This is a genomic window from Paraburkholderia azotifigens, assembly GCF_007995085.1.
Lineage (GTDB): Bacteria > Pseudomonadota > Gammaproteobacteria > Burkholderiales > Burkholderiaceae > Paraburkholderia > Paraburkholderia azotifigens.
In genome coordinates, this window is record NZ_VOQS01000003.1 from 2,647,565 (window position 1) to 2,673,218 (window position 25,654).

General features: G+C 65.9%; 26 protein-coding genes. 16 read left to right on the forward strand and 10 right to left on the reverse strand.

What is annotated here, in order from left to right:
* The first annotated feature begins 305 nt into the window (after window positions 1-305).
* Window positions 306-1,073: a DUF4410 domain-containing protein gene (locus tag FRZ40_RS29110; RefSeq protein ID WP_028369376.1), complete on the forward strand. Its 768-nt coding sequence runs from the start codon at window positions 306-308 to the stop codon at window positions 1,071-1,073.
* Between the two features lie 141 nt (window positions 1,074-1,214).
* On the opposite strand, the gene FRZ40_RS29115 is transcribed toward FRZ40_RS29110, so the two are convergent.
* Window positions 1,215-2,231 carry a 1-aminocyclopropane-1-carboxylate deaminase gene (locus tag FRZ40_RS29115; RefSeq protein ID WP_147236408.1) on the reverse strand — a complete coding sequence of 339 codons (1,017 nt, stop codon included), beginning with the start codon at window positions 2,229-2,231 and terminating at the stop codon, window positions 1,215-1,217.
* A 194-nt stretch (window positions 2,232-2,425) separates the two neighbouring features.
* On the opposite strand from FRZ40_RS29115, the gene FRZ40_RS29120 reads away from it, so the two are divergent.
* Both FRZ40_RS29120 and FRZ40_RS29125 read left to right on the forward strand, forming a co-directional pair.
* Window positions 2,426-2,935, forward strand: a complete 510-nt coding sequence (locus tag FRZ40_RS29120) for an Lrp/AsnC family transcriptional regulator (RefSeq protein WP_147236409.1) — start codon at window positions 2,426-2,428, stop codon at window positions 2,933-2,935.
* Window positions 2,936-3,029: 94 nt separating this feature from the next.
* Window positions 3,030-5,465 carry a hybrid sensor histidine kinase/response regulator gene (locus tag FRZ40_RS29125; protein WP_147236410.1) on the forward strand — a complete coding sequence of 812 codons (2,436 nt, stop codon included), beginning with the start codon at window positions 3,030-3,032 and terminating at the stop codon, window positions 5,463-5,465.
* A gap of 6 nt (window positions 5,466-5,471) precedes the next feature.
* On the opposite strand, the gene FRZ40_RS29130 is transcribed toward FRZ40_RS29125, so the two are convergent.
* Window positions 5,472-6,161, reverse strand: coding sequence for a UdgX family uracil-DNA binding protein (locus FRZ40_RS29130; protein WP_147236411.1), 690 nt, complete (start codon window positions 6,159-6,161; stop codon window positions 5,472-5,474).
* Window positions 6,162-6,336: 175 nt separating this feature from the next.
* On the opposite strand from FRZ40_RS29130, the gene FRZ40_RS29135 reads away from it, so the two are divergent.
* Together FRZ40_RS29135 and FRZ40_RS29140 are read left to right on the forward strand one after the other, a co-directional pair.
* A complete protein-coding gene (locus tag FRZ40_RS29135; protein WP_240057312.1) occupies window positions 6,337-6,747 on the forward strand; it encodes a chemotaxis protein in 411 nt (136 codons plus the stop codon).
* A 125-nt stretch (window positions 6,748-6,872) separates the two neighbouring features.
* Window positions 6,873-7,484 carry a hypothetical protein gene (locus FRZ40_RS29140; protein WP_147236412.1) on the forward strand — a complete coding sequence of 204 codons (612 nt, stop codon included), beginning with the start codon at window positions 6,873-6,875 and terminating at the stop codon, window positions 7,482-7,484.
* Window positions 7,485-7,600: 116 nt separating this feature from the next.
* Here FRZ40_RS29140 and FRZ40_RS44145 read toward each other — a convergent pair whose 3' ends face one another.
* From FRZ40_RS44145 to FRZ40_RS29150, 3 genes are all read right to left on the reverse strand, one after another.
* Window positions 7,601-7,762, reverse strand: a complete 162-nt coding sequence (locus FRZ40_RS44145; RefSeq protein WP_155995741.1) for a hypothetical protein — start codon at window positions 7,760-7,762, stop codon at window positions 7,601-7,603.
* Window positions 7,763-7,836: 74 nt separating this feature from the next.
* Window positions 7,837-8,589, reverse strand: coding sequence for an endonuclease/exonuclease/phosphatase family protein (locus FRZ40_RS29145; RefSeq protein WP_147236413.1), 753 nt, complete (start codon window positions 8,587-8,589; stop codon window positions 7,837-7,839).
* Entirely contained in the window at window positions 8,586-10,826 is a 2,241-nt protein-coding gene (locus tag FRZ40_RS29150; RefSeq protein WP_147236414.1) for a VTT domain-containing protein, read from the reverse strand. The genes FRZ40_RS29145 and FRZ40_RS29150 overlap by 4 nt, the downstream gene beginning before the upstream one ends.
* 204 nt (window positions 10,827-11,030) lie before the next feature.
* Here FRZ40_RS29150 and FRZ40_RS45815 point away from each other — a divergent pair, with 204 nt between their 5' ends.
* The 3 genes from FRZ40_RS45815 (at window position 11,031) to FRZ40_RS29160 (ending at window position 11,876) form a co-directional block, all read left to right on the forward strand.
* Window positions 11,031-11,165 (forward strand): hypothetical protein, encoded by a 135-nt coding sequence (locus FRZ40_RS45815; protein WP_275671047.1) that lies wholly within the window; start codon window positions 11,031-11,033, stop codon window positions 11,163-11,165.
* A gap of 145 nt (window positions 11,166-11,310) precedes the next feature.
* Complete coding sequence (locus tag FRZ40_RS29155; RefSeq protein ID WP_147236415.1) at window positions 11,311-11,622, forward strand: hypothetical protein; 312 nt, start codon at window positions 11,311-11,313, stop codon at window positions 11,620-11,622.
* Between the two features lie 38 nt (window positions 11,623-11,660).
* Window positions 11,661-11,876: a hypothetical protein gene (locus tag FRZ40_RS29160; RefSeq protein ID WP_147236416.1), complete on the forward strand. Its 216-nt coding sequence runs from the start codon at window positions 11,661-11,663 to the stop codon at window positions 11,874-11,876.
* A 132-nt stretch (window positions 11,877-12,008) separates the two neighbouring features.
* On the opposite strand, the gene FRZ40_RS29165 is transcribed toward FRZ40_RS29160, so the two are convergent.
* Complete coding sequence (locus FRZ40_RS29165; protein WP_147236417.1) at window positions 12,009-13,577, reverse strand: FAD-dependent oxidoreductase; 1,569 nt, start codon at window positions 13,575-13,577, stop codon at window positions 12,009-12,011.
* A gap of 334 nt (window positions 13,578-13,911) precedes the next feature.
* Between FRZ40_RS29165 and FRZ40_RS29170 the strand changes: the two genes are divergently transcribed.
* From FRZ40_RS29170 to FRZ40_RS29180, 3 genes are read left to right on the forward strand one after another with little or no spacing between them, the layout of a single operon-like run.
* The gene (locus tag FRZ40_RS29170) at window positions 13,912-15,087 is read left to right on the forward strand and encodes an acyl-CoA dehydrogenase family protein (RefSeq protein WP_147236418.1); all 1,176 of its coding nucleotides are present in this window, start codon (window positions 13,912-13,914) and stop codon (window positions 15,085-15,087) included.
* Window positions 15,088-15,099: 12 nt separating this feature from the next.
* Window positions 15,100-15,699, forward strand: coding sequence for an SAM-dependent methyltransferase (locus FRZ40_RS29175; RefSeq protein WP_147236419.1), 600 nt, complete (start codon window positions 15,100-15,102; stop codon window positions 15,697-15,699).
* Window positions 15,696-16,367 carry a glycosyltransferase family 2 protein gene (locus FRZ40_RS29180; RefSeq protein WP_147236420.1) on the forward strand — a complete coding sequence of 224 codons (672 nt, stop codon included), beginning with the start codon at window positions 15,696-15,698 and terminating at the stop codon, window positions 16,365-16,367. Before FRZ40_RS29175 ends, FRZ40_RS29180 begins: the two co-directional genes overlap by 4 nt.
* Window positions 16,368-16,382: 15 nt before the next feature.
* Here the strand turns inward: FRZ40_RS29180 and FRZ40_RS29185 are convergent, their stop codons facing one another.
* On the reverse strand, window positions 16,383-17,018 hold the full coding sequence (locus FRZ40_RS29185) for a TetR/AcrR family transcriptional regulator (RefSeq protein ID WP_147236421.1): 636 nt from the start codon (window positions 17,016-17,018) through the stop codon (window positions 16,383-16,385).
* Window positions 17,019-17,103: 85 nt separating this feature from the next.
* On the opposite strand from FRZ40_RS29185, the gene FRZ40_RS29190 reads away from it, so the two are divergent.
* The 3 genes from FRZ40_RS29190 (at window position 17,104) to FRZ40_RS29200 (ending at window position 19,798) form a co-directional block, all read left to right on the forward strand.
* Entirely contained in the window at window positions 17,104-18,231 is a 1,128-nt protein-coding gene (locus tag FRZ40_RS29190; protein WP_147236422.1) for an MBL fold metallo-hydrolase, read from the forward strand.
* Window positions 18,232-18,443: 212 nt separating this feature from the next.
* Window positions 18,444-18,845, forward strand: a complete 402-nt coding sequence (locus FRZ40_RS29195) for a RidA family protein (RefSeq protein WP_028369364.1) — start codon at window positions 18,444-18,446, stop codon at window positions 18,843-18,845.
* Between the two features lie 14 nt (window positions 18,846-18,859).
* Window positions 18,860-19,798: an aldo/keto reductase gene (locus tag FRZ40_RS29200; protein ID WP_147236423.1), complete on the forward strand. Its 939-nt coding sequence runs from the start codon at window positions 18,860-18,862 to the stop codon at window positions 19,796-19,798.
* A 9-nt stretch (window positions 19,799-19,807) separates the two neighbouring features.
* Here the strand turns inward: FRZ40_RS29200 and msrA are convergent, their stop codons facing one another.
* Genes msrA through msrB form a run of 3 tightly spaced genes read right to left on the reverse strand, consistent with a single transcriptional unit; the run spans window position 19,808 to window position 22,956 of the window.
* Complete coding sequence (msrA, locus tag FRZ40_RS29205; RefSeq protein ID WP_028369362.1) at window positions 19,808-20,545, reverse strand: peptide-methionine (S)-S-oxide reductase MsrA; 738 nt, start codon at window positions 20,543-20,545, stop codon at window positions 19,808-19,810.
* A gap of 32 nt (window positions 20,546-20,577) precedes the next feature.
* Entirely contained in the window at window positions 20,578-22,392 is a 1,815-nt protein-coding gene (locus FRZ40_RS29210; RefSeq protein WP_147236424.1) for a cytochrome c biogenesis protein DipZ, read from the reverse strand.
* A gap of 39 nt (window positions 22,393-22,431) precedes the next feature.
* Window positions 22,432-22,956: a peptide-methionine (R)-S-oxide reductase MsrB gene (msrB, locus tag FRZ40_RS29215; RefSeq protein WP_147236425.1), complete on the reverse strand. Its 525-nt coding sequence runs from the start codon at window positions 22,954-22,956 to the stop codon at window positions 22,432-22,434.
* 177 nt (window positions 22,957-23,133) lie between these two features.
* Here msrB and FRZ40_RS29220 point away from each other — a divergent pair, with 177 nt between their 5' ends.
* On the forward strand, window positions 23,134-23,865 hold the full coding sequence (locus tag FRZ40_RS29220) for a response regulator transcription factor (RefSeq protein ID WP_028369359.1): 732 nt from the start codon (window positions 23,134-23,136) through the stop codon (window positions 23,863-23,865).
* Entirely contained in the window at window positions 23,862-25,382 is a 1,521-nt protein-coding gene (locus tag FRZ40_RS29225; protein ID WP_147236426.1) for a sensor histidine kinase, read from the forward strand. The genes FRZ40_RS29220 and FRZ40_RS29225 overlap by 4 nt, the downstream gene beginning before the upstream one ends.
* Window positions 25,383-25,654 lie beyond the last annotated feature (272 nt).

Below are 25,654 nucleotides of genomic sequence, written 5' to 3' on the forward strand. Positions count from 1 at the left end.
CGCACGGGCGTGCGGCAACGGCCGGATGAGGTGGTTTCGCGGCTGCGCGCGAAGCCGTGGCGAAGCTGTCGCCATCGCCCGGAAAACCTTGCCAGGAAAGGCACCGGGGGCCATGACACGAGTCGACATAATTCGTCGATAGCCATCGTCCGGGCGCTCGACCATACTGCGTTCCGCGTGCTGAGCTGCAACAACAAAACGAACCGGCGATTCACGCAACCGTGACATCGCCGATGCCGCCTCGAATGAAGCAAATCATCGGCCGATCCGCTCAGATCAATTGATCGATGACAGGACTTCACATCATGTTTGCAGCTCTCAATTCCGTTCGTGGCAAGACCATCCGCAGCGCTTCCGCCGCACTCGCATTCAGCGCAATGCTGCTGAGCGGCTGCGCGGCAGCCAGCGTCACGAACACGGCTCAATACTCGACGCTCACGCAGGCGAATCCGCAGAACGTCTACGTGTACACGTTCGCGAGCAACCCGGAGTCCGTGAAGCTCGACAACAGCGGCCTCGTGCACAAGCTGGGCGCGAGCTTCTCCGGTTCGTCGCAGGCCGCGCAACAGACGCAGGAAGCGGCCGAAGCCAGCGACGCGCTGACGGATGAGGTAGTGGCGAAGCTGCAAGCGATGGGCATGCATGCGATCCGCACCGATGCGCCGCCCCCTGCCGACCAGAACGTGCTGATCGTCGAAGGCGCGGTGGGTTCGATCGACGCGGGCAACCATCGCCGCCGCACGCTGATCGGCCTCGGCGCGGGCAAGAGCGAGGTGACGGCGCACGTGCAGGTGCTGTACAAGCCGGCGGGCGGCATGCCGCAGCTGGTGCAGACCTTCGACGCCGACGCGAACAGCGGCCATATGCCAGGCGTCGCGGAAACGGCGGGCGTCGGCGCGGCGGTCGGACATGTCGCGACATCGGCGGCCGTCGGCGGCGCGCTGCATGTCGGCTCGGAGCACAAGAACGACACCGTGACGAGCGACTCGAAGAAGCTGGCCGACTCGGTGGCGAAACAGGTTGCGCAGATCGGCGTCGCGCAAGGATGGGTGTCGGGCGACCTGGTGAAATAACGCGGGAGAAAGGGGAAAAGCAGGGGCAAAGCAGGGGCAAAGCGAGGCCGCCTATCGACGGCCGTGTTGCGAGGAGGCGAATGGCGATGCCGCATGGCATCGCCGTTTGTCGTTACAGCGCGGGCGCGTGGCGCAAGCCGCTCAGCCTTCGCGGAACAGGAAGCTATAGGCGTTCAACGCGGGCACGCCGCCCAGGTGCGCATACAGCACTTTCGATCCCTCCGGAAATTCGCCGCGCCGCACCTTGTCGATCATGCCGTGCATCGACTTGCCTTCGTACACGGGATCCGTCATCACGCCTTCGAGCCGCGCGCACAGGCGGATCGCTTCGAGCGTGCCGTCGTTGGGCAGGCCGTACTCGGGGCCGCCATAGCGCGTGTCGAGCACGACATCCTGCGCAGTGATGTCGCGGCCCAGATCGACCAGTTCCGCCGTACGCTTCGCGATACGCGTAATCTGCTCGTGCGTCTGCTCCGGTTTCGCGGAGGCGTCGATGCCGATCACGCGGTCCGCGCGCCCGTCCGCTGCGAAGCCGACGATCATCCCCGCCTGTGTGCTGCCCGTCACCGAGCACACGACCACATAGTCGAACTTGAAGCCAAGTTCGGCTTCCTGCTGCCGGACTTCTTCGGCGAAGCCGACGAAGCCCAGTCCGCCGAGCGGATGCTCGGAACAGCCGGCGGGAATCGGGAACGGCTTGCCGCCCGCTGCGCGCACGCTGTCGAGCGCATCTTCCCAGCTCTTGCGAATACCAATGTCGAAGCCGTCGGGGACGAGCCGCACGTCGGCGCCCATGATGCGCGACATCTGGATATTGCCGACGCGGTCATACACGGCGTCGTGATAGTTGACCCAGTTCTCCTGCACGAGCACGCACTTCATGCCGAGATGCGCGGCAACGGCCGCCACCTGGCGCGTCTGGTTCGACTGGATGCCGCCGATCGACACGAGCGTATCGCAGCCTTGCGCGAGCGCTTCGGGAATCAGGTACTCGAGCTTGCGCGTCTTGTTGCCGCCGAACGCAAGACCGCTGTTGCAATCTTCGCGCTTCGCGTAAAGCTGAACCTTGCCGCCGAGGTGGTCCGAGAGGCGCTTGAGCGGCTGGATCGGCGTCGGCCCGAAGGTGAGGGGATAACGGGGAAAGCGTTGCAGGTTCATGGTCGGGATCCGTTGGTCTGGGAAGGGCGCGCATCGGGCGTCGGACGCTTGGGCCGGACGACACGCAAACGATGCCGCGCTGGGAAACATGATAGGAAAGACACGGCGAAATGAGCTTGCGAAATAAATCGTGTACGGATACTTTGAGAAGATAGATACGCCATTTCACCTTCTTTCATTTCTTGAAATCGCTCATGTGCGCAACGAAATTACGCAGCCAACAGGCAGCGGAAGCCACGCCGCTCTCGCAACTCGACCGCATCGATCGCGCGATCCTCAAGCAGCTACAGCAGGACGCGTCGATCTCGAACGTTGCGCTCGCAGCCAGGGTGAAGCTGAGCGCGCCTGCATGCTTGCGGCGCGTCGAAAGGCTCAAGGAAATGGGCATGATCCGCGCGACGGTTGCGCTGCTCGATCCGAAAGCGGTCGGCGCGGGAATGCTGGTGGTGATCGGCGTGGTGCTGGACCGCTCGACACCCGACACCTTTGCCGCTTTCGAAAAGGCCGCGCAGAAGGTGTCGGGCTGCATGGAATGTCACGTGGTGACGGGCGAATTCGATTACTTCATGCTCGTGCGTACGCGCGACAGCGAGAGTTTCAACCGGCTGCACGCGGAGCAATTGCTATACCTGCCAGGCGTGCGGCAGATCCGCAGCTTCATGGTCCTCAAGGAAATCCTCTCGACGACGAAATTTCCGCTATGAAGCATGGCAAGGCGTTTGCTTCGGGATTGACGGGCATTCCGGCGGCACGTTCATGCTTATACAATAGCCGTGCAGAGAGGCCATATTCCGGGCAATGAGCGACGACGAAAAAGACATCGGCAGCGTAGCAGGGCGAGACGGGCAGCCGCCTCTTCCGCGCGCGAAACACGATGCTGCGGCAGGCGGCATGGATGCGCTCGCGGAAGACTTCAGCAGCGAATGGCTGCGCCTGTGGGCCGAAACCACCACCGACTACTCGATCTACGCTCTCGCGCCCGACGGCACGATCATCAGCTGGAACCTCGGCGGAGAGACCATCCAGGGTTACGCGCCCAACGAGATCATCGGCCAGCACGTCCGCGTGGTGTACACCGCGGAAGACCAGCGCAACCGCGTGCCGGAGATGGAACTCGAGCGCGCGCGCGAAGACGGCCGCTATGAAACGGAAGGCTGGCGCGCGCGCAAGGACGGCAGGCTGTTCTGGGCGAATGTGATCGTCACGGCGCTTTACTCGCCAGGCGGCGAACTGCTGGGCTATGGGCGCGTCGTGCGCGACATCAGCGACAAGAAGAACGCGACCGACGCCGCCCTCGAAAGCGACCGGCGCTTCCGTCTGCTGGTGCAGGGCGTGAACGACTACGCGATCTTCATGCTGTCGCCGGAAGGCTGTGTCACGAACTGGAATCCAGGCGCGCGGCGTATCAAGGGCTATACCGACGAACAGATCATCGGCTCGCATTTTTCGTGCTTCTACACGCCTGAAGATGCGGCATCGGGCGTGCCGCAGCGCGGCCTCGAAACGGCCGCGCGCGAAGGCCGCTGGGAAGCCGAAGGTTGGCGCGTGCGGCGCGACGGCAGCCGCTTCTGGGCGCATGTCGTGATCGACGCGATCCGCGACGAGAGCGGCACGCTGATCGGCTTCGCCAAGATCACGCGCGACATCACCGAGCGCCGTCAGGCCGCCGAACTGCTCGACCAGACGCGCAATGCGCTGTTTCAATCCCAGAAGATGGAAGCGCTCGGCAAGCTGACGGGCGGCGTCGCGCACGACTTCAACAACGTGCTGCAAGTGCTGCGCGGCAATCTCGAACTGCTCGGCGCGCGGCACGACGATGCGTGGAGCCGGGCGCGTATCGGCCGCGCGATCGAGGCCGTCGAGCGCGGCTCGAAGCTCGCGTCGCAACTGCTCGCGTTCGGACGCCGTCAGGCGCTGCAGCCGGTCGCGAGCAGCCTCGGCGACGTGCTGCACAACATGGAAGACCTGCTGCGCCGCGCGCTCGGAGAACGCGTGCGCGTGCGCATCCATGAGTCGCAGGGCAGCGGCGAGTTGTGGAACGTGCTGGTCGATACGCACCAGCTGGAAAACGTGCTGCTCAATCTCGCCATCAATTCGCGCGACGCAATGCCGGAAGGCGGCATGCTGACGTTTGGTCTGTCGAATGCCGTACTCGATTCACGGGCGGCCGTGACCGCGCAGGTCGACCCGGGTGAATACGTGAAGATGACGGTCACCGACACGGGCACGGGCATGAACGCCGATGTCGCCGAGCGCGCCTTCGATCCATTTTTCACGACCAAGCCAGAGGGTCAGGGCACGGGGCTCGGCCTGAGCATGGCGTACGGTTTCGTGCTGCAAAGCGGCGGCCATATCGAACTGGCGAGCACGCCGGGCGTCGGCACCACGGTGACGATCTATCTGCCGCGCTCGACGCAGACACCCGTCGCGCGGCCCGCCCATTCCGTCGAACCGCACACGGGGGACGAGCTGCGGGGCGACGAAACCGTGCTCGTCGTCGAAGACGACCGGCGCGTGCAACTGACGGTGGTCGACATGCTCTCGCAGCTCGGCTACGGCGTGCTGACCGCGAACGACGCGACGGAAGCGCTGACCGTGCTGCGCAGCGGCGCGAAGGTCGATCTGCTATTCAGCGACGTGGTGATGCCGGGCCCGCTGCTGAGCCCTGAAATGGCGCGCCAGGCGCTGCTGTTGCGGCCGTCGTTGAAAGTTCTGTTCACGTCGGGCCACACGCGCGACACGATGGGCCTCGATGCGCAGTTGCGGCGCGGCGCCGATCTGCTGCAAAAGCCGTATAGCCGCATGCAGCTCGCGCGCAAGATACGCGGCGTGTTCGACGGCACGCAGCGTGCGATGCTCGATGAGGCGCGGCCCGGTTCGCCGCACGCGCTGCACATCCTCGTCGTGGAAGACGACCGCGACGCGCGCGAAGCACTGTGCGAACTGCTCACGATGCTCGGTCATACGTTCGAGCCCGCGGGCAACGCGGAAGAGGCGTTGCAGCGCCTGAAACTGCATCCATTCGACGTGCTGCTCACCGATCTCACGCTGCCGGGCATGTCCGGCTTCGATCTCGCGCGCGCGGCGATCGCGATGCATGCCGCGCAGCGTGTCGTGTTTTCATCGGGGCTGGACGCGCAGTTGTCCGATGCAGCGCTGCCGTTCGCATGGACGGCGCTACGCAAGCCGTATTCGCTCGATCAGCTCAAGCACGCGCTCGACGCGCAGGCATGACGCCCATCATTTGTTGCTCTTGCGCGCCGCTTCGCGTTGCGCGAGCATGCCCGCTTCCCGCAGTGCCGCGACGATAGCGGCATACGCGCGATGGCGCGTCGCTTCGTCGGGCGCGCGCAGCGCGAACGAAGGATGATAGGTCGGCACCACGTGCCGGCCGCCGTGTTCGAGCACCTTGCCGACGACAGCCTGCAGCCGCGCATCGCGATCTTCGAGTATCGACTTGAGGGCAGTCGCGCCGAGCGCGACGAGCACGCGCGGCTCCACGGAAGCCAGTTCGCGTTCCAGCCAGTAGCGACACGCATCGATTTCGCGCTGCGCGGGTGTCTTGTGCATGCGCCGCTTGCCGCGCGGCTCCCACTTGAAATGCTTGACGGCATTCGTCACGTACACGTCGCGGCGAGCGACGCCCGCTTCCTGCAACGCGTCGTCGAGCAACTGGCCTGCGGGCCCGACGAACGGCATGCCCTGCAGGTCCTCCCTGTCGCCCGGCTGCTCGCCGACCATCATCATGGGCGCGTGCTTCGGCCCGACGCCGCCGACCGCTTGCGTCGCGCGCGACCAGAGTGCGCAGCGCCGGCAGTCTTCGAGGCGCTCCGGTTGCTGGTCCCGTTCGACGGATGATGGGTCTTTCGCGGCGCGCTTCGTTGCGCCGGTTTCATCGGTGGATGACGGTGTGGGTTTGCGCGTGCTCATGATGCCTGGTTCGCCATGCATGTGCGGGCAGATCAGCAATACACGTTCCCTTCAGTTGCACGAAGCGTCGATCGTCGGGTAGGTCAGACGAGCGCGGACGGGCACGGACGGGCGGAATGCTTTTTGCGCCCCTGATTCAAGGCAGTTTCCGAATCAACCCACTCTGGAGGCCGGCATGAGCACACTGAATCCCGACGACGAGCAACGCCCCGTGGTCAGGCAGACGGGACACGACAACGCATCGCTGGGTCCGAGCGATTCGTCGGATAGCGGCAGCGACATGGCGGGCGCGAAGCGTCATGCGTTCGACATCGACGACGAACTCGACAACCATGCGCTCGAAACGGGCGAAGCCGAACTGGCGAGCGACACCGACCGTGCGGGCACGGGCGAACGCGCATCGGCCGATGGCGATTCGACGCTCGAGCAGAACGAGGACATCGACGTCGATCGTGTGATCAGCGCGACGGGCGAAGAAGCATCCGAAGGCATGGCGGGCGAGATGATCGACGGCTCGGATGAAGGCGTGCAAGACGAAGGTGAAGACGCAACGGAAGACGAAGCGCTGCGCCAGCGCCGCAAATAAAGCGCGGGCGCATGCCTTGCTCAACTCAGGACATTGGCGGGCGGTGTCGGCGAAAGAGGATGCTAAAGAGATTTGCAGCGCGCCGCCGCCCTTTATCGAACGAAGTCTGGAACAAGGGAGGCATCATGTCGCTCATCGTTGCCGCACGATTCATCACTTTCCCCGCGGCCGAATCCGCAGCCGAACGTCTGTTCCGTGCGGGTTTCCTCGAAGAAGACGTGTCGCTGTTCTTCGTCAATCCGCGCGGACAGCATGCGCGCTTTCCGATTGGCGGCGATGAAAACAAGGACGCCGCCGCCACCGATGCGCCGAAGGGCGCGGGCATCGGCGTGACGATCGGGGCCGTTGCGGGCGCCGTCGTCGGCGTCGGCATCTTTACGGCGTTTTCCGCGCCCGTATTGGTATCGGCGATTGCCGCCGGGGTCGGCGCTTACATCGGCTCGCTGATCGGCGCGATGTACCGCACGCGCGGCGGCGGCAAGGGCATGCATCGCGAGCCGGTGCATCACGAAGAGCGCGACTCGGGCGTGCTGCTCGCCGTGCACGTGACGCCCGAAACACAGCATACGGCCACGCACGTGCTGCGCGAGGCGGGCGGCGCGGCGATCGAACGCGCCACAGGGCGCTGGCAGCAGGGCCGCTGGGCGGACTTCGATCCGCTGCGGCCGCCGCAGCCGGTGCAGGCCGACCGCGCGGTCGACGAACGCGGCATGGATGGCCGCGAACGGCACGCCTGATTTCCCTCCGCGTACCACCGCACAAACAAAAGCAGCGCGCGGCGTCACACCGCGCGCTGCGTTCTTTCATCACGCTTTCGCTGGTCGTCAGTCGCTAGCCGTCAGTCGCTAGCCAATCAACGGGCGCCTTCCGCATCGTCCTCTTCTTCATCGTCCAGGTCGTCCTCGAGGTCATCATCGTCGTCGAGGGTGATCCGGCCCATGCCGACGCCCGCGTCCTTGTCCGCATAGGGTTGGCGAGGGGCGTTTTCGTCCGGGGCGTAATTCTTTCTGACCATTGGCAGCTCCATGAAGAATGTTGAACGAACCCGCAGAGCGCGCAAGCGTTGCGCCTGCGCTTCACCGCGAACTACTAATAATGCTCCCGCGCGATCCGCGCGACCAGCGGCAAATGATCCGATGCGACACGCGCGCGCATGCTGCCGTGCACCTGCACATCGAGCAGGCGGTCGGAGGGGTGCATCCAGATGCGGTCGAGCGCGAACACGGGCAGCCGCGACGGGAATGTGCGCGGCGCGGGCGCCGCCTGAAAATGGGTGACGAGCATGCGCAGCGCGTGGCCCCAGACGAACCATTCGTTGATGTCGCCCATCAGCAGCACGGGCATGCGGGGCGTATCGAAAGCGGAGATCAGCGCGCGGATCTGCGCGCGCCGTTCGCGCGCCGACAGTCCCAGATGCGTCGCGACGACACGCAGCGCCGTGCCCCGGCCATCCGTTTGCACATCGACGTCGAGCGCGCCGCGCGCTTCGCGCGTGCCGAACGACAGATCGAGCGCACGCGTCGCGCAGATGGGCAGGCGGCTCAGGATCGCGTTGCCATAGCGGCGTTCGGGCGTATCGAGCGTCGGTCCTGCGACGGCATTCATCCCTGTCATTTCGCGCAAGACGGGCAGCGCATTCGGCGCAAAACTGCCGCCCAACGGGACTTCCTGCAACGCGACGATATCGGCGTCGAGTTCGCGGATCACGTGGGCGGTCCGCTCCGGCGCGGCGATCCCGTCCGTGCCGATCGTGCCGTGGATGTTGTACGTGGCGATGCGCAACGCACGGACATCGTCGGCCGCGATCCGCTCCTGCAGGGAAGACAGGCCCGGATCGTTCATGAGCGCCGCGCAAAGAAGCGTTGCAAGGCAACGGACAGACCCACGAGCGCGGCGCCGATCAGTGCGACGAGTGCAAGGCCTGTCATCGACGGATGGCGGACGGCCGCCACCAGCTGATGGGCGAACGTCGTCGCGAGGACGATGCCGGGCGTCATGCCGAGCACGGTGCCCGCGAGATAGTCGCGCAGGCTGATATGCGACGCGCCTGCAGCGAGGTTGATGATCGTGAACGGCGCAACGGGCACGACGCGCAGAATGACGACGGCGACCAAGCCCTTTTTGCCGAGCTTTTCGCTGACCCGGTTGATGCGGCTGCCTGCGAGCTTGCGCACGGTATCGTGACCGAGCGATGCGCCCGCATAGTACGTGATGCACGCAGAGGTCATCGTCCCCGCGAACGCGTACGCGCTGCCCCACAGCGCACCGAACACGAAGCCGCTCGCAGCGATCAGCAGCGGGACGGGCACCGACACGCTCGCGGCGATCGCGTACAGCGCGACGATCGCAAACGGCCCGAGCGGCGCGGCGTGCACGCGCTGCGCGCCGTGCACGAGCGTCGCGAAGCTGACGGCGTCGCGCAGCGGCGTGAAGCGCCACAGCACGGCGAGCGCGACGACGACCAGCGCGAGCGTGCCGAGCGCGAGCAGCTTGCCCGTCAGCGGACGGCTGCGCTCTTCGGGCAGAAAGTGCCGCACGAGTTCGTGCGGCGCGACGGGCGCTTCGGCATCGAGCACCGATACATGCGACGCAAGGTCTTCGAGATCGCCGGACACGACGGGATCGAGCGGTATCAGCGTGCGTTCGCCATGACGCAACTGTGCGATGGCTTCGTTCAGACGCTGCGTGCCGAGCGCGGCTTGCACATCGGCGGGCGAGACATCGAGATGCTCGGCCAGCAACCGGTTGCGCACCGACGCCACCGCTCGCTGCACGCGCGGATCGCCGCGCGCTGCGAGCGTGATATTGCATTCGGTGTCGAGCACCATCGAGCGATTGTTGAGATTTGCGCTGCCGACGATCAGCACGTCGTCGTCGACAGTCATCAGTTTGCTGTGCACGTTGATGAACTGGCCACGCGTGCCGCCTACGGTGCCGCTCATTGTGCCGCTCATGCCGCCGCCCGTAGTCGGCGCATACAGCGCGTAGCGTCCCTGTCCGTCCGCCTGTTTGAGCAAGCCATGCAGACGCGCGCGCAGCACGCCCATCGTCGCTTCCTGCAGCCAGCCGCTCGTTCTTTCAGGTCCGACGACGGCGATATCGGGACTGTCGGCGTCGGCGAGACGCGCAGCGAGCGCGGCGCCGACACGGCTTGCCGTGAAGTACTGGTTTTCGATGTAGATGCTGTGTTTCGCGGACGCGATCGCATCGACATACAGCTGCTGGATCTGCTCGACGAGCGGCCGTCCTTCGAAGGCCGGTTGCGTCAGCGAAATGCCGAGTTCGACCTGTTCTATGTCGGCTGCGATATCGGCGGGCCAGATGCCGGCGTCGTGCGCGAGCGAAGTCGAGCCGGGCGCGGCGTCGATTGCTTTGGCTGTCGCGTGGCGCCAGCGCTCGCGCACGAGCAGACTCACGGCATGCGCAGCCGGGCCGTCGAACATCGCCTGCACGTCGTGCATCGGTTGATACGGCGTGTCACCCGCATTGCGCCGCAACGGCGCGTGAGGATGATGCTCGGGCGTATCCCAGCGCGAGCGCGTCAGGTCGATGCCGCCGACGAACGCGAGCCCGTCGTCCACCACGACGATCTTCTGGTGGTGCGACGCACCGAGCGGATGCCGTCCGTCCTGCCGGAAGCGGATGCGCCGATGCGTGCGCCAGCCGAGCTTGTACACGGGCAGCCATTCGCGTTCGAACGCATAGAGCATCGCGAAGTCCCATGCGAGCACGTAGATGCGCAAATGGCGGTTCGCTTGCGCGAGCGCGCAAAGAAAGTCGGCGAGCTGCGCAGGCAGACCGTCGGGCGCGCCGCCGGGCACGAGTTGAAGACGGCTGTCGATGTCCCAGCCGACGATATAGATGCTGTGGCGCGCGCGGATCATCGCGGCGCGCAGCGTTTCGAAATACTCGGCCGCATCGATCAGGACACGGAAATGATGCGCGTGCTCCTTGCGCTCGCAGGTGCGATTCAGGCGCAACAGACCCGGCGCGGTTCGAGTGGGCGGCGTCGCTGTCGGTGCGCGGGTGGCGGCCTCGGTGCCCGCCTCGGTGCCCGCGTGAGTTGGATTGTGCGTCATCGGCCAGGTGTGCTTCTCGTTGCGGTCGCAAGAAAGAAGCCATCGCTTACATACGGTCACATACGGTCAGACGGTCAGCAAACGATGTTCCTTGCAACGGGAACGCCGCTTGCCGCGTCGGTCAGACAAGCGTGCCGCGCGCCGCGCGACATGTGTTCAACCCGAAGCGTTCGACCCAAACCGTACCCACAGAGGACATTGACCATGAAGCAATCGATGAGCACGCAAAAGGCGCAACCGGATCATCCCGCCACCCCGCATCAGCCGAACCGCGACGGCGGACAGCAGCAGCAAAACCAGAAGCCGCCGCAGCATCAGGGCGGACAACGCCAGCCGTGACTCGACACGAACAACGAACGGCATGCCGATGCGCGCGGCGTTCGGGAGGTGTCCGAGAGGCGGCCCTGCAAACCTTTCAGGCCTGCATGTAGATCTTCCAGCCCGTGTTGCATGCAGAGCGCGAATTCATCCAGCAGGCATGTTCATGACGATCGCAGTGATGCCGGGCGACGGGCGCGATATCGCCGAAACGCTCGGCCGCTATTTCGAGGCACAGCGTGTTGCGTTCCGGATCGAGGAATTGAGCAACGGCATGCTGTATATCGGCGTCGATGCGGACGGGCAACGCGCGTCGGTGGCGGTGTCGTTCGACGACGCAGCGTTCGATGCGTACAGGCAGTGGGACGTGGTGCAGAAGCGTCATTCGCCGACGCGCATCGCGGTGGAGTTCGAGAAGCTGAGGCAACGGCGCAATACCACTGCGCTGGCGGGCGACTTCAGGATCAACCGGTTCTGAACCGCGCGCCTGAGCGGTGACACGAAGGGAGAATAGAGATGGAGCAGAAACAGACTGACAGGCAGCCCGGCAAGCAGGACGATGGGCGCAAGACGGCCACTACAACCGAGCCAGGCGAGCCGACGGAAACGATGAAGGCCACGAATCCGCCCCGTTCGAATCCGCATGCGAAGCAAACGGCCGAGGTGCCGCTCGGCAGCGGCGATCGGCCGGAGCCGCCGGGAGCGGGTGGCAGTCCCTCGCACAACAGTTGACGAAGGACGCGCGAGCCGCGCATCGCATGAGATCGTGCGATGCGCGGCCTGCTCAAGTTCAACCTGCCGCTTCAAACCCGCTTTCAAACCTGCTGCTTCAAACCCGCTGCTTCAACGCTGCTTCAAAGCGCTTCATGCCGACCCGGCAATCTTCGCCGCATCGGCGAGACTCAAAGGTTTGCGCAGCGCTTCCGCCAGCATACCCATCTGCTTCTCGCGGTTGCATCCGACTGCTGCGACCAGTCTTCCTTTTTCGCCCAGCAGCGCGATGAATTCGAATGTATCGGGCGTGCCCGTGAATTTCGTGTCGTCCCAGTGCTTCGCGTGACCGACATACTCGAATGTCTTGCCGAAGTGATAGGTCCAGAAAAACGGCACCAGCGGCTCTTTCGGCGGCATGCCGAGCATCGCGTGCGCGGCGATGCGCGCGTGCTGCTGCGCGACGCGCCAGTGCTCGATCCGCACGCGCCCGCTGACGGGCGCCTGCAATTCGAAGCGCGCGATATCGCCCGCTGCATAGAGGCCGTCCGTCACGCGCATCGACGTATCGACATTGACGCTCTTGTCGTCGTTGCGCGTGACGCCTTCGAGAAAATCCGTCGCAGGCGTCACGCCGATCCCCGCGACGATGAAGTCGCACGGCACGGTGTCGCCATTGTCGAGCGTCACGCGCAGTGCGCCGTCTGCATCGCCTCGCTCGACGGCGCGCGCGTGATGGCCCATGCGTACCTTCACGCCATGCGCTTCGTGCAGCCGCATGAACAGCCTGCCGAGTTCGGGACCGAACTGCTTCTCGAACGGCACATTGCCCGGCGACACGACCGTCACGCGCAGCTTGCGCTCGCGCAGCGCCGACGCAACCTCCAGGCCGACGAAGCTCGCGCCGAGCACGAGTGCGTGTTCGCCTTGCGTTGCTGCTTCGACGAGGCGCCGCGCGTCGTCGCGATCGCGCAGCAGCCGGATGCGCGGCTTGACGTGGTCCGCCTCGCTGCCTTGCAGCGACAGCCGCTTCGGGATGCCGCCCGTGGCGACGAGCGCCGCGTCGTAGCGAATCGACGGCGCGCTGCCGATATCGATGCGGCGCGCTTTCGCATCCAGCGCCGTAACTTCGGCCTGGATCCTGTCGATGCCATGCGTCGCGAAGAAGTCGTCCGGCAAGAGGGGCGGAATGTCTTCGACAGGCATCTCGCCGGACGGCACGAATTTGCTCAACACGGTGCGGTCGTACGGCGTGCGCGGCTCGCGATCGATCAGCACGATGCGTCCCGCGAAACCCGCTTCCCGCAGCGCGGCGCAAGCGGCCGCGCCCGCTGCGCCCGCGCCGACGATCGCGAACGTGCGCTTGTCGGCGGCCGTTGCCGTGGCTGTTTTCGACGGTTCGGGCGTACTGCCGACCAGTACGTCGTCGTGTTCGATACGTACGGGATAACGCGTCAGCGGCAGCAGCGCAGGCGGTTCGACGAGCGCACCCGTCGCGACGTCGAAGGTGCCTTTGTGCCAGGGGCAGACAAGCCGGTCATCGCACAGCGCGCCCTGTTCGAGCGGCGCGCCCGCATGCGGACAGTCCGCGCTATACGCATGCACCGCGCCGCCGCGACGTATCAGCAGGATCGGCGTGCCGTCCAGTTCGATGCGCTTCATGCCGTCGTCAGCGAGATCGGAGAGCCGGGCAGCTCTTTGCAGCTTTGTGTTGGTGGTCATCGTTGTCCTCGTCGGGATCGGCAGCGCAGGGAAGTCGGGGAGCCGTGTGCGGGAGGCGCATCTGCCGCGTCGGTCCCTTCCGGACCGCAATCGCCATGCCGTCTAGCGTAGCGTCGCGAATGGATTCGTGCGCGCAAGGGAAGCGCGCGCACGAAATGCATCGCGAGACATGGGCACGTCGCTTGCATCGTCGCTCGCAAGCGTGCGCACCGTTGGCGGCGCAGTAACACAGCAACCCGCAGCCACCCGCAGCACAACCATCAGCAACCGTCAGCAACCATCAGCAACGGGCAGATGCCTTCGGCCTTCGCAGGCCCTCATCAAGGAGCAACGCATGAACGATCTCGGCCACGATCCCCTGCGGCGCGCCGCGCCCGCTGCGTGGTACATCAACAGCGGACTGCGTCTGAACGACGAGGAACCGGACGCCGACATCGAGCCGCGGCGCTATGCACTCGTCCCGGCGCTCGAGCGATATCTGGCGGGCGTGCGCTATGGCGACGAAGCCTCGGCGAGCCGCGCGGCCACGCTCGATGCGTTGCGCGGCCGCGGCATGGACTGGCTGCCGCTGCCGGGCCGCGGCGAAACGGCGACGCGCTGGCGCGGACTCGCGGCCGTCGCCGCGTGCGATCTGTCGCTGGTCAAGCTTTACGAAGCGCATACCGATGCGCTGGCGATTCTCGCGGAACTGGATCGCGCCGAACTCGCCGACGACGGCAGTTGGGCCGTCTGGGCCGCCGAACCGCCGAACGCGAAGCTGATCGCACATGTGTCCGACGACGGCGTTGTGTTGTCGCTCGAAGGCACGAAGCCGTGGTGCTCGGGCGCGCCGCACGTCTCGCATGCGTTGGTTACAGCATGGCGAGACGACGAGCCAGTGTTGGCTGCCGTCGAACTGTCGCAACCTTCCGTCTCGATCGATCCTGCCGGCTGGGAGGCCGTCGGCATGCGCGCAACGGGCACGAGCAACGTGAGCTTCGATGGCGCGCGCGCCGTGCAGATCGGCGATGCGGGCGCGTATCTGTCGCGTCCGGGCTTCTGGCATGGCGGGGCGGGCATCGCCGCGTGCTGGTACGGCTGCGCGGCCGCGCTCGCGTCGATTCTGCGCGACAGCGTCAGGCGTCACGCGAACCCGCATGCCTGCGCGCATCTCGGCGCCGCCGATGCCGAACTGTCAGCGGTGGCCGCGTTGCTGCGCGAGTCGGCGGCGTGGATCGACGCGCATCCTCGCGAGGACGCGCAGCAATGCGCGCTGCGCGTGCGCGTCGCCGTCGAGCAGGCGGCGGCGCAGGTGATGGAGCATGTGTCGCGCGCACTCGGCGCCGTACCGTTCTGCACCGACGCGTGGTTTGCCCACGCGATCGCCGATCTGCCCGTGTTCCTGCGCCAGAGCCATGCGGAGCGCGACGAATGCGCGCTCGGGCAGACACTGCTCGACGGGAACGACGAGAACGACGGGAACGGCAAAGGCAAAGGCATGGACCAGCCCTGGAATCTGGGCAGACGCTGAGGCGGCGCGCGCATGTCATTTCCCTCCGCCTATTTCGACGATCTGTACCGCCAGGACGACGATCCCTGGGACTATCGCGCGAGCTGGTACGAGCGCCGCAAGCGTCTGCTGACGGTCGCGGCGCTGCCGCGCGAATGCTACCGGTCAGGCTTCGAGCCCGCGTGCTCGAACGGCGAACTGTCGGCGCTGCTCGCGCAGCGTTGCGAGAGCCTGCACGTGTGCGATATCAGCGGGCGCGCGGTGCATCTGGCGCGCGAACGTCTCGCCGGCAGGCACAACGTCACGTTCGAGCAGCGCGCGATTCCCGAGCAATGGCCCGACGCGCGCTTCGATCTGATCGTGATCGGCGAGCTGTGCTACTACCTGTCGCGCGAAGCTACGGCGGAACTCGCGCAGCGCGCGTGCGCCTCGCTGACGGACGACGGCACGCTGGTCGCGTGTCACTGGCGGCATCCGTTCGAAGGCAAGCTGCAAACGGCCGACGACGTGCACGCGACCTTCGACGCGCTGCCTCCCCTGAACCGCATCGTCCGGCATGCCGAGCACGATCTGCTGCTCGACGTGTGGTCGAAGGACGGACAGTCGGTCGCGCAATGCGAGGGGCTTGCATGATCGGCATCGTGATTCCCGCGCACGACGAGGAAGAACTGCTCGCCGATTGTCTGCAGGCGGCGCGCATCGCGGCCGCACATCCGGAACTGCGCGGCGAACTCGTGAGAATCGTCGTGGCGCTCGACAGCTGCACGGACCGCTCGGCGTCGATTGCGCGCTGTTTCGATACGCACGCGTTGTCGCTCGACGTGCGCAACGTCGGCAAGGCGCGTGCGGCGGGCGCGGCGGCGTTGCTGGAGCAGGGCGTGCGCTGGCTCGCATTCACCGATGCCGACAGCCGCGTCGCGCCCGACTGGCTCGTCGCGCAGCTCGCGCTCAATGCGGAAGCGGTGTGCGGTCCCGTGATCGTCGACGACTGGCGCGAGCACGACGAACTGACGCGCGACGCGTTCTATCGCGCCTACATGCACGCCGATGGACACCGGCATGTGCATGGGGCCAATCTCGGCGTGTCGGCCCTCGCGTATTGCCGCGCGGGCGGTTTTCCGCCGCTGGCGTGCAGCGAGGATGTCGCGCTGGTGGGGCTGCTGGTCGAGACGGGCGCGCGCATCGCGTGGAGCGCGGCGCCGCGCGTGGTGACGAGCGCGCGGATGGCGTCGAAGGTGCGGGGCGGGTTCGGCGATACGCTGGCGGGGCTGGCGGGGCTGGTGTCACGCGAACGCGAATGACGCGCGGCGCGTCGCTCAGGGAGGGTTTTTCGTCTTGACTTCGTAGCGCGCCAGAAACATATCCGCCGAGGTTTGCACAACCGCCGTCTGCTCGTCCGCCGATAACGGCGGCTGCCCCATCGTCACCTGCGGCCAGAACGCGAATCCTTTCACGAGACCGTGCAATTGCTGCGCGGCGAACGCCGGGTCGGGCGTATCGAGTCTGCCGTCTGCGCAGGCCGCGCGAATCCAGACGGTCAAGCCTTCCTCGCGCTCACCGATGCGCGCCACCATGTCCCGCGCGCGCTCGGGAGAATGAATGCCCGCCGCGATGGCCACGCGCGCCAGCGACATGAACGCCTCGTCGTTCATGAGGCGCAGCTTTTGCGCGAGCAGATCGATCAACTGCGGCCGCAGCGGCTGGTCGGCGCGATAACCGGGCGCGTCGCCCGCCTTGCTCGCGTCCCACAGTTGCTGGAGGATCGCCGCGAACAGCGCTTCCTTGCTGGGGAAGTGGTTGTAGACCGTGCGCTTCGACACGCTCGCGCGCGCCGCGATGCGGTCCATGCTGGTGGCGTCGAAACCGGAGGCGCGAAATTCGTCGATGGCCGCTTCGATCACGGCCGCGCGCTTGCGATCGGTCAGACGGGGAAGTGTGGTGCTGTCGTGCATCTTTTAATTTTACACCGCCGGGTTTACTTTTTGAGTTAATAAACTACACTGTGCAGTCTACCTTCCGTCTCGGGCGACGCTACGCATGAAATCGATCATCGGCAACATTAGTCAGATTCTGGGATTCGTGGCGGCGCAGCGCAGCCGCGAGCTGTCCAGCGCGTCGCCGCAGCACGACGGCGAGCGCTTTCGCAACGTGAAGCCGCGCCCGGTGGAGGGCTTTGGCAAGACGCTGCGCATCGCGTGGAATGTGCTGTTCAACAAGCCCGACGGCACGATGCCGTCGGCCGAACTGCCCGTGGACCCGCTGACGCGCGCGGATCTCGATGCCGCGCCCGACGGCAGCCTGTTCCGGCTCGGCCATTCGACGATGCTGCTCAAGCTGCGCGGCCAGTTCTGGCTGACGGATCCCGTGTTCGCGGAGCGTGCGTCGCCGTTCAAACGGATGGGCCCGAAGCGTTTTCATGCGCCGCCCATCGCGCGCGAAGATTTGCCGCCGTTGCGCGGCGTGATCCTGTCGCACGATCACTACGACCATCTGGACCGCGAGACGGTGCTCGCACTTGCCGATACGACGGGCGTGTTCCTGACGCCGCTTGGCGTCGGCGACCGGCTGATCGAGTGGGGCGTGAATGCGTCGAAGGTGCGTCAGTTCGACTGGTGGCAGGGCGTCGAGATCGAGGGCGTGCAGTTTACGGCAACCCCGGCGCAGCATTTCTCGGGGCGCAGCCTGTTCGACGGCAACAGCACGCTGTGGGCGTCATGGGTGATCGTCGACGGCGATCTGCGCGTGTTCTTCAGCGGCGACACCGGCTACTTCGACGGCTTCAGGGCGATCGGCGAGCGGCTCGGCCCGTTCGACGTGACCCTGATGGAGACGGGCGCGTACGACGCGCAATGGCCGTACGTCCACATGCAGCCCGACCATACCGTGCAGGCGCATATCGATCTGCGCGGACGCTGGCTGGTGCCGATCCACAACGGCACATTCGATCTGGCGATGCATCGCTGGCAGGAGCCGTTCGAGCGCGTGGTGGGGCTGGCCGCCGCGCACGGCATCGCGCTGGCGACGCCGCGCATGGGCGAGCGGCTCGATCTCAGCGCGCCGCATCGCGGCGAGCGCTGGTGGCGCGACGTGCTGGATGTGGCCGATGCGCCGAAACCGGCGCGCCGCCGCGCATCGTGCCGTCCTGCGGGGCAGAGCAACGCCTGATAGCGTTTCGCACCGGCAGTCCCGCGAAAAAGCGCGCTTCGTAAAAGAGCGCGCTTTTTTTTTGCGCCCGTGATTTTGTCCGGCGACGATGGCTCGCTGCACGCGCAGCAGCTTCATGCAAGGCTGCACGAAGCGCGTTAAGGTATGCCTTCACGCGTGCAGTCGACGCAAGTTTTCAATCGATCGATGCGAAGTCCACGGAGTTTCAACAGATGAGCGAAACCACGCAGTTCTGGATGGTCGAGGGCGCGCCGACGCCCGTCGGCCCGTTTTCACACGCGACGGAATCGGGCGGCTGGGTGTTCGTCACGGGCCAGATGCCGACGCTGCCCGGCGACGACGCGGCGCCTTTGCCCGAAGGCGTTGCCGCGCAGACCAAACGCGTGATGGATAACCTGGTGCTGGTGCTCAAGGGCATCGGTCTCGGGCTCGAACACGTCGTGTCGGCGCGCATCTTCCTCACCGAATTCAAGCGCGACTACGCGACGATGAATGCCGTCTACGCCGCGCATTTCCCGCCGGGACGTTTGCCCGCGCGGACCTGCGTCGGCGTGACGGGGCTCGCGCGCGACGCGCTCGTCGAGATCGATTTCATCGTGCGGCGGCCTGGCTGACGTGGTTCTGGCCCATGTCCCATCCCTTTGAATCGCCGTCGCGTCGCGGCTTCCTGAGAAGCGCGCTGATGATGCCGCTTGCGCTCTCGGCCGCGTCGCTCGTGGAGGCACAGGACAAGCCATTGCCGCGCATGGAAACCCGCAAGATTCCGTCGACGGGCGAGCCATTGCCCGTCGTCGGCTGCGGCACGTGGCGCACGTTCGATGTCGGCGACGATCCGCAAGGCCAGGCACGGCTCGCCGAGGTGCTGAACGTGCTGTTCGCGGCAGGCGGCTCGGTCATCGATTCGTCGCCGATGTACGGTTCGTCCGAAGCGGTCGCGGGCACGCTGCTCACACGGCTCGATGCGCACGGCAAGGCGTTCGTCGCGACCAAGGTGTGGACGCAAGGACGCGAAGCGGGCATCGCGCAGATGGAGCAGTCGATGCGCCGCCTGCAGCAGCCGCGCATCGATCTGATGCAGGTGCACAACCTCGTCGACTGGCGAACACAGCTTGCCACTTTGCGCGACTGGAAAGCGCGCGGGCGCGTGCGCCATATCGGCATCACGCACTACACGTCGAGCGCGTTCGAGGAGGTAGCGGGCGTGATGCACAGCGAGAAGCCCGACTTCGTGCAGATCAACTACGCCGCCGACGACCGCGATGCCGAACAGCGCATCCTGCCGCTCGCGCACGATCTGGGCATCGGCGTCGTGATCAATCAGCCGTTCGGCGGCGGCGGGCTGCTGTCGCGGGTCGGCAAGACGCCGCTGCCCGCGTGGGCGGGCGAGATCGGCTGCACGACGTGGGCGCAGGTCCTGCTGAAATTCGTGCTCGCGCAACCGGCCGTGAGCGTCGTGATTCCGGGCACGGGCCGCCCGGAATATATGGCCGACAACGTGCGCGCAGGCACCGGCCCGTATCCCGACAAGGCGCTGTGCAAGCGGATCGCCGAGGCCGTGGGCAGCTGACGCCGCATCTTACGAAGCCGACGCCTTCAGCAAAACCGGGTCGTTGCGAAAGACATCCGGGAACATCTGCTTCAGGTAGGTGATCTTCGGCAGATCGTTGATCGCGATGTACGGCGAATCGGGATGCAGCACCAGATAGTTCTGGTGATACTGCTCGGCGGGATAGAAGCCCTTGAAGTCCTCGATCTTCGTCACGATCGGCGCGTTGAATACCTTCGCCTTGCCCAGCTGCGCGATATACGCCTGCGCGATCGCGCGCTGTTCGGCGTTCTGCGGAAACACAGCGGAGCGATATTGCGTGCCGTGATCGGGGCCCTGGTAGTTGAGCTGCGTCGGGTTATGCGCGACCGAAAAGAAAATCTGCAGCAGACGGCCGTACGTGATCTGCGTCGGGTCGTAGGTGATGCGCACCGATTCCGCGTGCCCCGTGTCGCCCTCGCTGACGGTCTCGTATTGCGCGGTGTTCGCGGCGCCGCCTGCGTAGCCGGACGCGACCTGTTGCACGCCTTTCACGTGCTCGTACACGCCCTGCACGCCCCAGAAGCAGCCGCCTGCGAAGACGGCTGTTTCCGTGTGCGTGGCGCCCACTTTTTCGTCCTGCGCGGGCGCGGGAATCCGCACCGCCTGTTCCGCCGACGCGACGTGCTGCCAGGCGATCGCGCCCGCGCCAATTGCGATACACGTTGCGATGCGTCCCGTCGATGTGCGCGTCCAGCCGAATGCGTTTGCGATGAGTGTCTTGTTCACGATGTGTGGTCCTCGAATAACTAAACTGGCGATTAACCGAAAGTGAATGCGTAGGCCTCGACACCGGGATCGAGAAACTCGATCGCAAAGGTGTGGTCGGTCACGTTGCCCGTCTGCCGCACGAGCTGATACAGCCGCTGCTCCGTGACGACGCCCGTACCGTCGGCGCTCACGTCGGTGCCGCGTGCATCGCCGGGCGCGGCGCCGTCGATCGTCACGCGGAAGTGCACCGGCTTGCCGCCCGCGCCCGGCCCGAGCACGAGATGCAGGTCGCGTGCATGGAAGCGGTAGACAATGCGTCCGTCCGGCGCGGCGAGCGTCGCATGCTCGGCGCCCACTTTCCACGTGCCCGCGAGTCCCCAGTCGTTGACGTCGGGGCTCGACGGCGCGGTGTAGGCGTGTACGCGGTTCGGCGCTTCGCCGCCCGGCGACATGAAGTTCTCGGCGCGCGTGTAGCCGATGTACGTTTCCGGCGACATCATGTCGTTGCCGTCGGCGGCCGCTTCGACGCCTTTCGCGTGCTGTTCGAGACCCGTCGCCACTCGAGCCGCTTCGGGATGGCCCGCTTCCGCCAGCAGTTGCTGGATCACTTTTTCCGACTGCTCGTACTCGCCTTCGCCGAAGTGGTGATGGCGTATGCGGCCCTGCGCATCGACGAAATAGTGGGCGGGCCAATACTGGTTGCCGAACGCGCGCCAGATCGCGTAGTTGTTGTCGATCGCGATCGGGTAATCGACGCCGAGATCGTGTGACGCCTTCTTCACGTTGTCGATATTGCGCTCGAATGCAAATTCGGGCGCGTGCACGCCGATCACCACGAGGCCCATGTCGCGATACTTCTGCGACCACGCTTTCACATACGGCAGCGTGCGCAGGCAGTTGATGCACGAGTACGTCCAGAAGTCGATCAGCACGACCTTGCCGCGCAGCTGCTCAGCCGTGAGCGGCGGCGAATTGAGCCACTGGACGGCGCCCGTCAGCGGCGGCAGCGTGCCTTCGACGGGCAGCGGCGCGGCGGCCGTCGAGGCGCGCATCATCGTGCCCGCGGGCGGCGCGGCGTCGGCGGCCGGCTTCAGCGCAGGCGCGTTCGCGGACATCGTCGCTTCGTCGCTGGACGGTTTCGGCGGCGACAGCCTGTCGACGAGATGCTGCTCGATGCCGCTAGTCGCGACCGTCGAGACCTTCGTCAGCACGCCCGTGTCGACGCCGAGCGCGATCGCCACGACGCCGCACAGCATCGCCGCGCCGATGCCGCGCCGCACCCATTCGCCCGCGCCGAGCGAGCGCTTCATCGCCGCGAAGACCCGTCCGCCGATCAGCAGCGCAATCGCCAGCGAAGTCGCCGCGCCCGCCGCATAGGCGAGCAGCAGCACCGTCGTGCCGACGCTCGCGCCGCGCAGCGCGGCGCCCGTGAGCACGAGGCCGAGAATCGGGCCCGCGCACGGGGCCCACAGCAGGCCCGTCGCGATGCCGAGCAGAAACGACGAGCTCATGCGCGACCTTTGCCCGTCGGCCTGTGCAAGCTCGGACAGCCGGTTGCCCGCGCTGACGAGGGGATGCATCAGCCGGTCGGCGAGACGCGGCAGCAGCAGCGTCAGGCCGAACACGCCGAGCAGCACGATCGCGATCCAGCGGCCGTACTGGTTGGCCTGCGTGACCCAGCCGCCGCCCACGGCTGCCAGTGTCGCGACGAGCGCGAACGTGAGCGCCATGCCGCCGAGCAGCGGCAGGCCGGAGCGCACGAACGGCTGGTCGGCGCGCGCGAAGACGAAGGGCAGCACGGGCAGAATGCACGGACTCAGGATCGTGAGCGCGCCGCCGAGGTAAGCGAGGACGATGAGTAACATGATCGTTTGATGGTTGATCGTGCGAAAAAAACGAAGGCGTCAGGCTGCACGCGGCGTGAAGGTCATCGCGAGTCCGTTCATGCAGTAGCGCAGGCCCGTCGGTTTCGGGCCGTCGTCGAACACGTGACCGAGATGGCCGCCGCAGCGCCGGCAGTGGACTTCCGTGCGCACCATGCCCCACGAGCCGTCCTCGCGTGTCGCGACGGCGTGATCGAGCGGCGCCCAGAAGCTCGGCCAGCCCGTGTGGCTGTCGAACTTCGTGCGCGACGAAAAGAGTTCGAGGCTGCATCCCGCGCAGGCGAACACACCGCTGCGATGCTCGTCGTTGAGGGGACTGCTGAACGGACGCTCGGTGCCTTCCTCGCGCAGCACGTGGTACTGCGCGGGCGTCAGCGCCGCGCGCCATTGCGCGTCGGTGCGCGTGACTTCGAAGCGCGCGGCGGCCGTGTCCGTTGCTTGCGGGGCGTCTGACGCGCCAGCGGCGAACGCGCGCCAGTGCATGAGGGAAGCCAGCGCCGCCAGCGCGCTGCCGCCCGTCAACAGGAACTGCCTGCGGCTTTTCATCGTGTGCTCCTTCGTGCGACTCGATTGAACGTGGCCGTAGCGTAAGTCCGCCGTGATCGCGGCGTCCTCACGGAAACTTAAATTAATTGTGATAACCCGGCGGCCGAAAATTCTGCACAATGTCAGGGCTATAAACGCGGCATGACGGCGTTTAATCCACTCATTTCAAGCGAGCCGATGGATCATCCGAAGCGCGTACTGATCGTCGAAGACGATGTCGACATTGCGAATGTGCTGAGCCTGCACCTGCGGGACGAGCGCTACGAAGTCGTCCATAGCGCCGACGGCAACGAAGGGCTGCGGCTGCTGGAGCAGGGCAACTGGGACGCGCTGATCCTCGACCTGATGCTGCCGGGCGTCGACGGGCTGGAGATCTGCCGCCGCGCCCGCGCGATGGCGCGCTATACGCCCATCATCATCACGAGCGCGCGTTCGAGCGAAGTGCACCGCATACTCGGGCTCGAACTCGGCGCGGACGACTATCTCGCGAAACCTTTCTCCGTGCTCGAACTGGTTGCGCGCGTGAAGGCGCTGCTGCGGCGCGCCGACGCGATGGCGAAAGACGCGCGCATGGAAGCGGGCAGCCTGAATCTCGCGGGGCTGTTCATCGACCCGCTTACGCGCGAAGCGACCGCGAAAGGCAAGCGGATCGAGCTGACGCCGCGCGAATTCGATTTGTTGTATTTCTTTGCGAGCCGTCCGGGCAAGGTGTTTTCGCGGATGGATCTGCTCAACGCCGTGTGGGGCTATCAGCACGAGGGCTACGAGCACACCGTCAACACGCACATCAACCGGCTGCGCGCGAAGATCGAGGACGACCCCGCGCAGCCGGCGCGCATCCTGACGGTTTGGGGACGCGGCTACAAGTTCGTCGCCGATCCTGCTGCGCATGAGGGAGAAGCGTCGTGAACCTGTCATTGACGCAGCGGCTGTCGCTGGTGTTTTCGGTGCTGCTGCTTGCGTGCTGCGGCGCGTCGGCGTGGCTGCAGATCCGTTCCAGCGATCTGCACGAAAAGGAAGTCATTCAAAGCCTGTCGCGCGATCTCGCGTCGCATATCGCGCGCAATCCGGCCTTGTCGGATGACAGCGGCGACGGCTCGCGCAAGGCGGCCCTGCGGGAGATATTCGGCCAGTTGATGGTCGTCAATCCGAGCGTCGAGGTGTATCTGCTCGATCAGAACGGCCATATCGAAGGCGACGACGCGCCCGCTGGCCACCTGAAGCGGATGCAGGTCGACGTGCGGCCCGTCCGGCAGTTCATCGCGGGCGATCCGCTGCCGATCCTCGGCGACGACCCGCGCAGCATCGACGGCCGCAAGGTGTTCAGCGCGGCGCTGCTGCCGCACGACGCAGGCAAGCGGCCGCCCGAATACCTGTACGTCGTGCTGCAGGGCGAAGCGCACGACGAACTCGCGGCGCGCGTCGCGGCGAGTTCGGTGTTGCGCACCACGTTATGGTCGATGGCCGTTGTCGCGCTGCTGGGTCTCGTCGCGGGCCTGATGGCGTTCGGGCTGATCACGCGGCCGCTGCGCCGTCTCACCGATGCGATGCGCCAGTTCGACGCGAACGGCGAACCGGCTACGCCGCTCGCCGTGCCCAATCCGGCGCGCGTCGCCGCACTCAATTCACGCGACGAGATCGCGACGCTCGAATCGACGTTCGCGCAGATGGCCGAACGCATCGGCCAGCAGTGGCGCGAACTGACGCGGCAGGACCAGGAGCGGCGCGAACTGGTGGCGAACATTTCGCACGATCTGCGCACCCCGCTGACATCGCTGCATGGCTACCTCGAAACGCTGTCGATGAAAGCGGATTCGTTGAGCGACGCCGAGCGCAAGCGCTACCTGGCGATCGCCCTCGCGCAGAGCGTGAAAGTGGGGCGGCTCGCGCAGTCGCTGTTCGAACTCGCGCGGCTCGAACACGGCAACGTGCAACTCGCGCTCGAAGACTTCTCGCTCATCGATCTGCTGCAGGACGTGTTCCAGAAATTCGAGTTGCCGGCGGAAGCGCGGCGCATCCGCTTGCGCGCGGACATCGCGCCGCGTCTGCCGAACGTGACGGCCGATCTCGGCATGATCGAGCGCGTGCTGACCAATCTGCTCGACAACGCAATCCGTCACACGCCGGACGACGGCGCCGTCGATGTCGACCTCGCGCTGCGCGACGGCAAGGTGTCGGTGACGGTCAGCGATACGGGACCGGGCATGTCGGCCGACGTGCGCGCGCGGCTGTTCCAGCGCGCGTTCACGTCGGGCGGCGCGCATCGCGGCGGGCTGGGCCTGCTGATCGTCCAGCGCATGTTGCAGTTGCACGGCAGCCAGATTCGCCTCGTCGAACGCGAAGGGGCGGGCACCACCTTCTGCTTCGAACTGCACCCCGCGGGCACTCTGCAGAAGGGCGGCCGCGCGGTCGCTTCCATCCAGTAAGCCGCCTGCCCGTCAGGCCGTTTCAAGACCATGCAAAAACACGGCCGCCCCGAACGGCTGTCATCAACGGTGCTTACGATGACGCTGAAAAACAAGGGAAAAAAACAAACGCCGGTTTGAAACGCGCAATGGTTTGCCGTGCAGCCCGTGCATCTTATCGCGGCGTTTTTTTTGAAACGCTGCTTGAAAAGATGAAGCGTCCCAATCGTTAAAGAAGCGGCCGTCTGAGCCGTTATCAGCGTGTAGACCACACGAGGTATATTTTGGCGCAC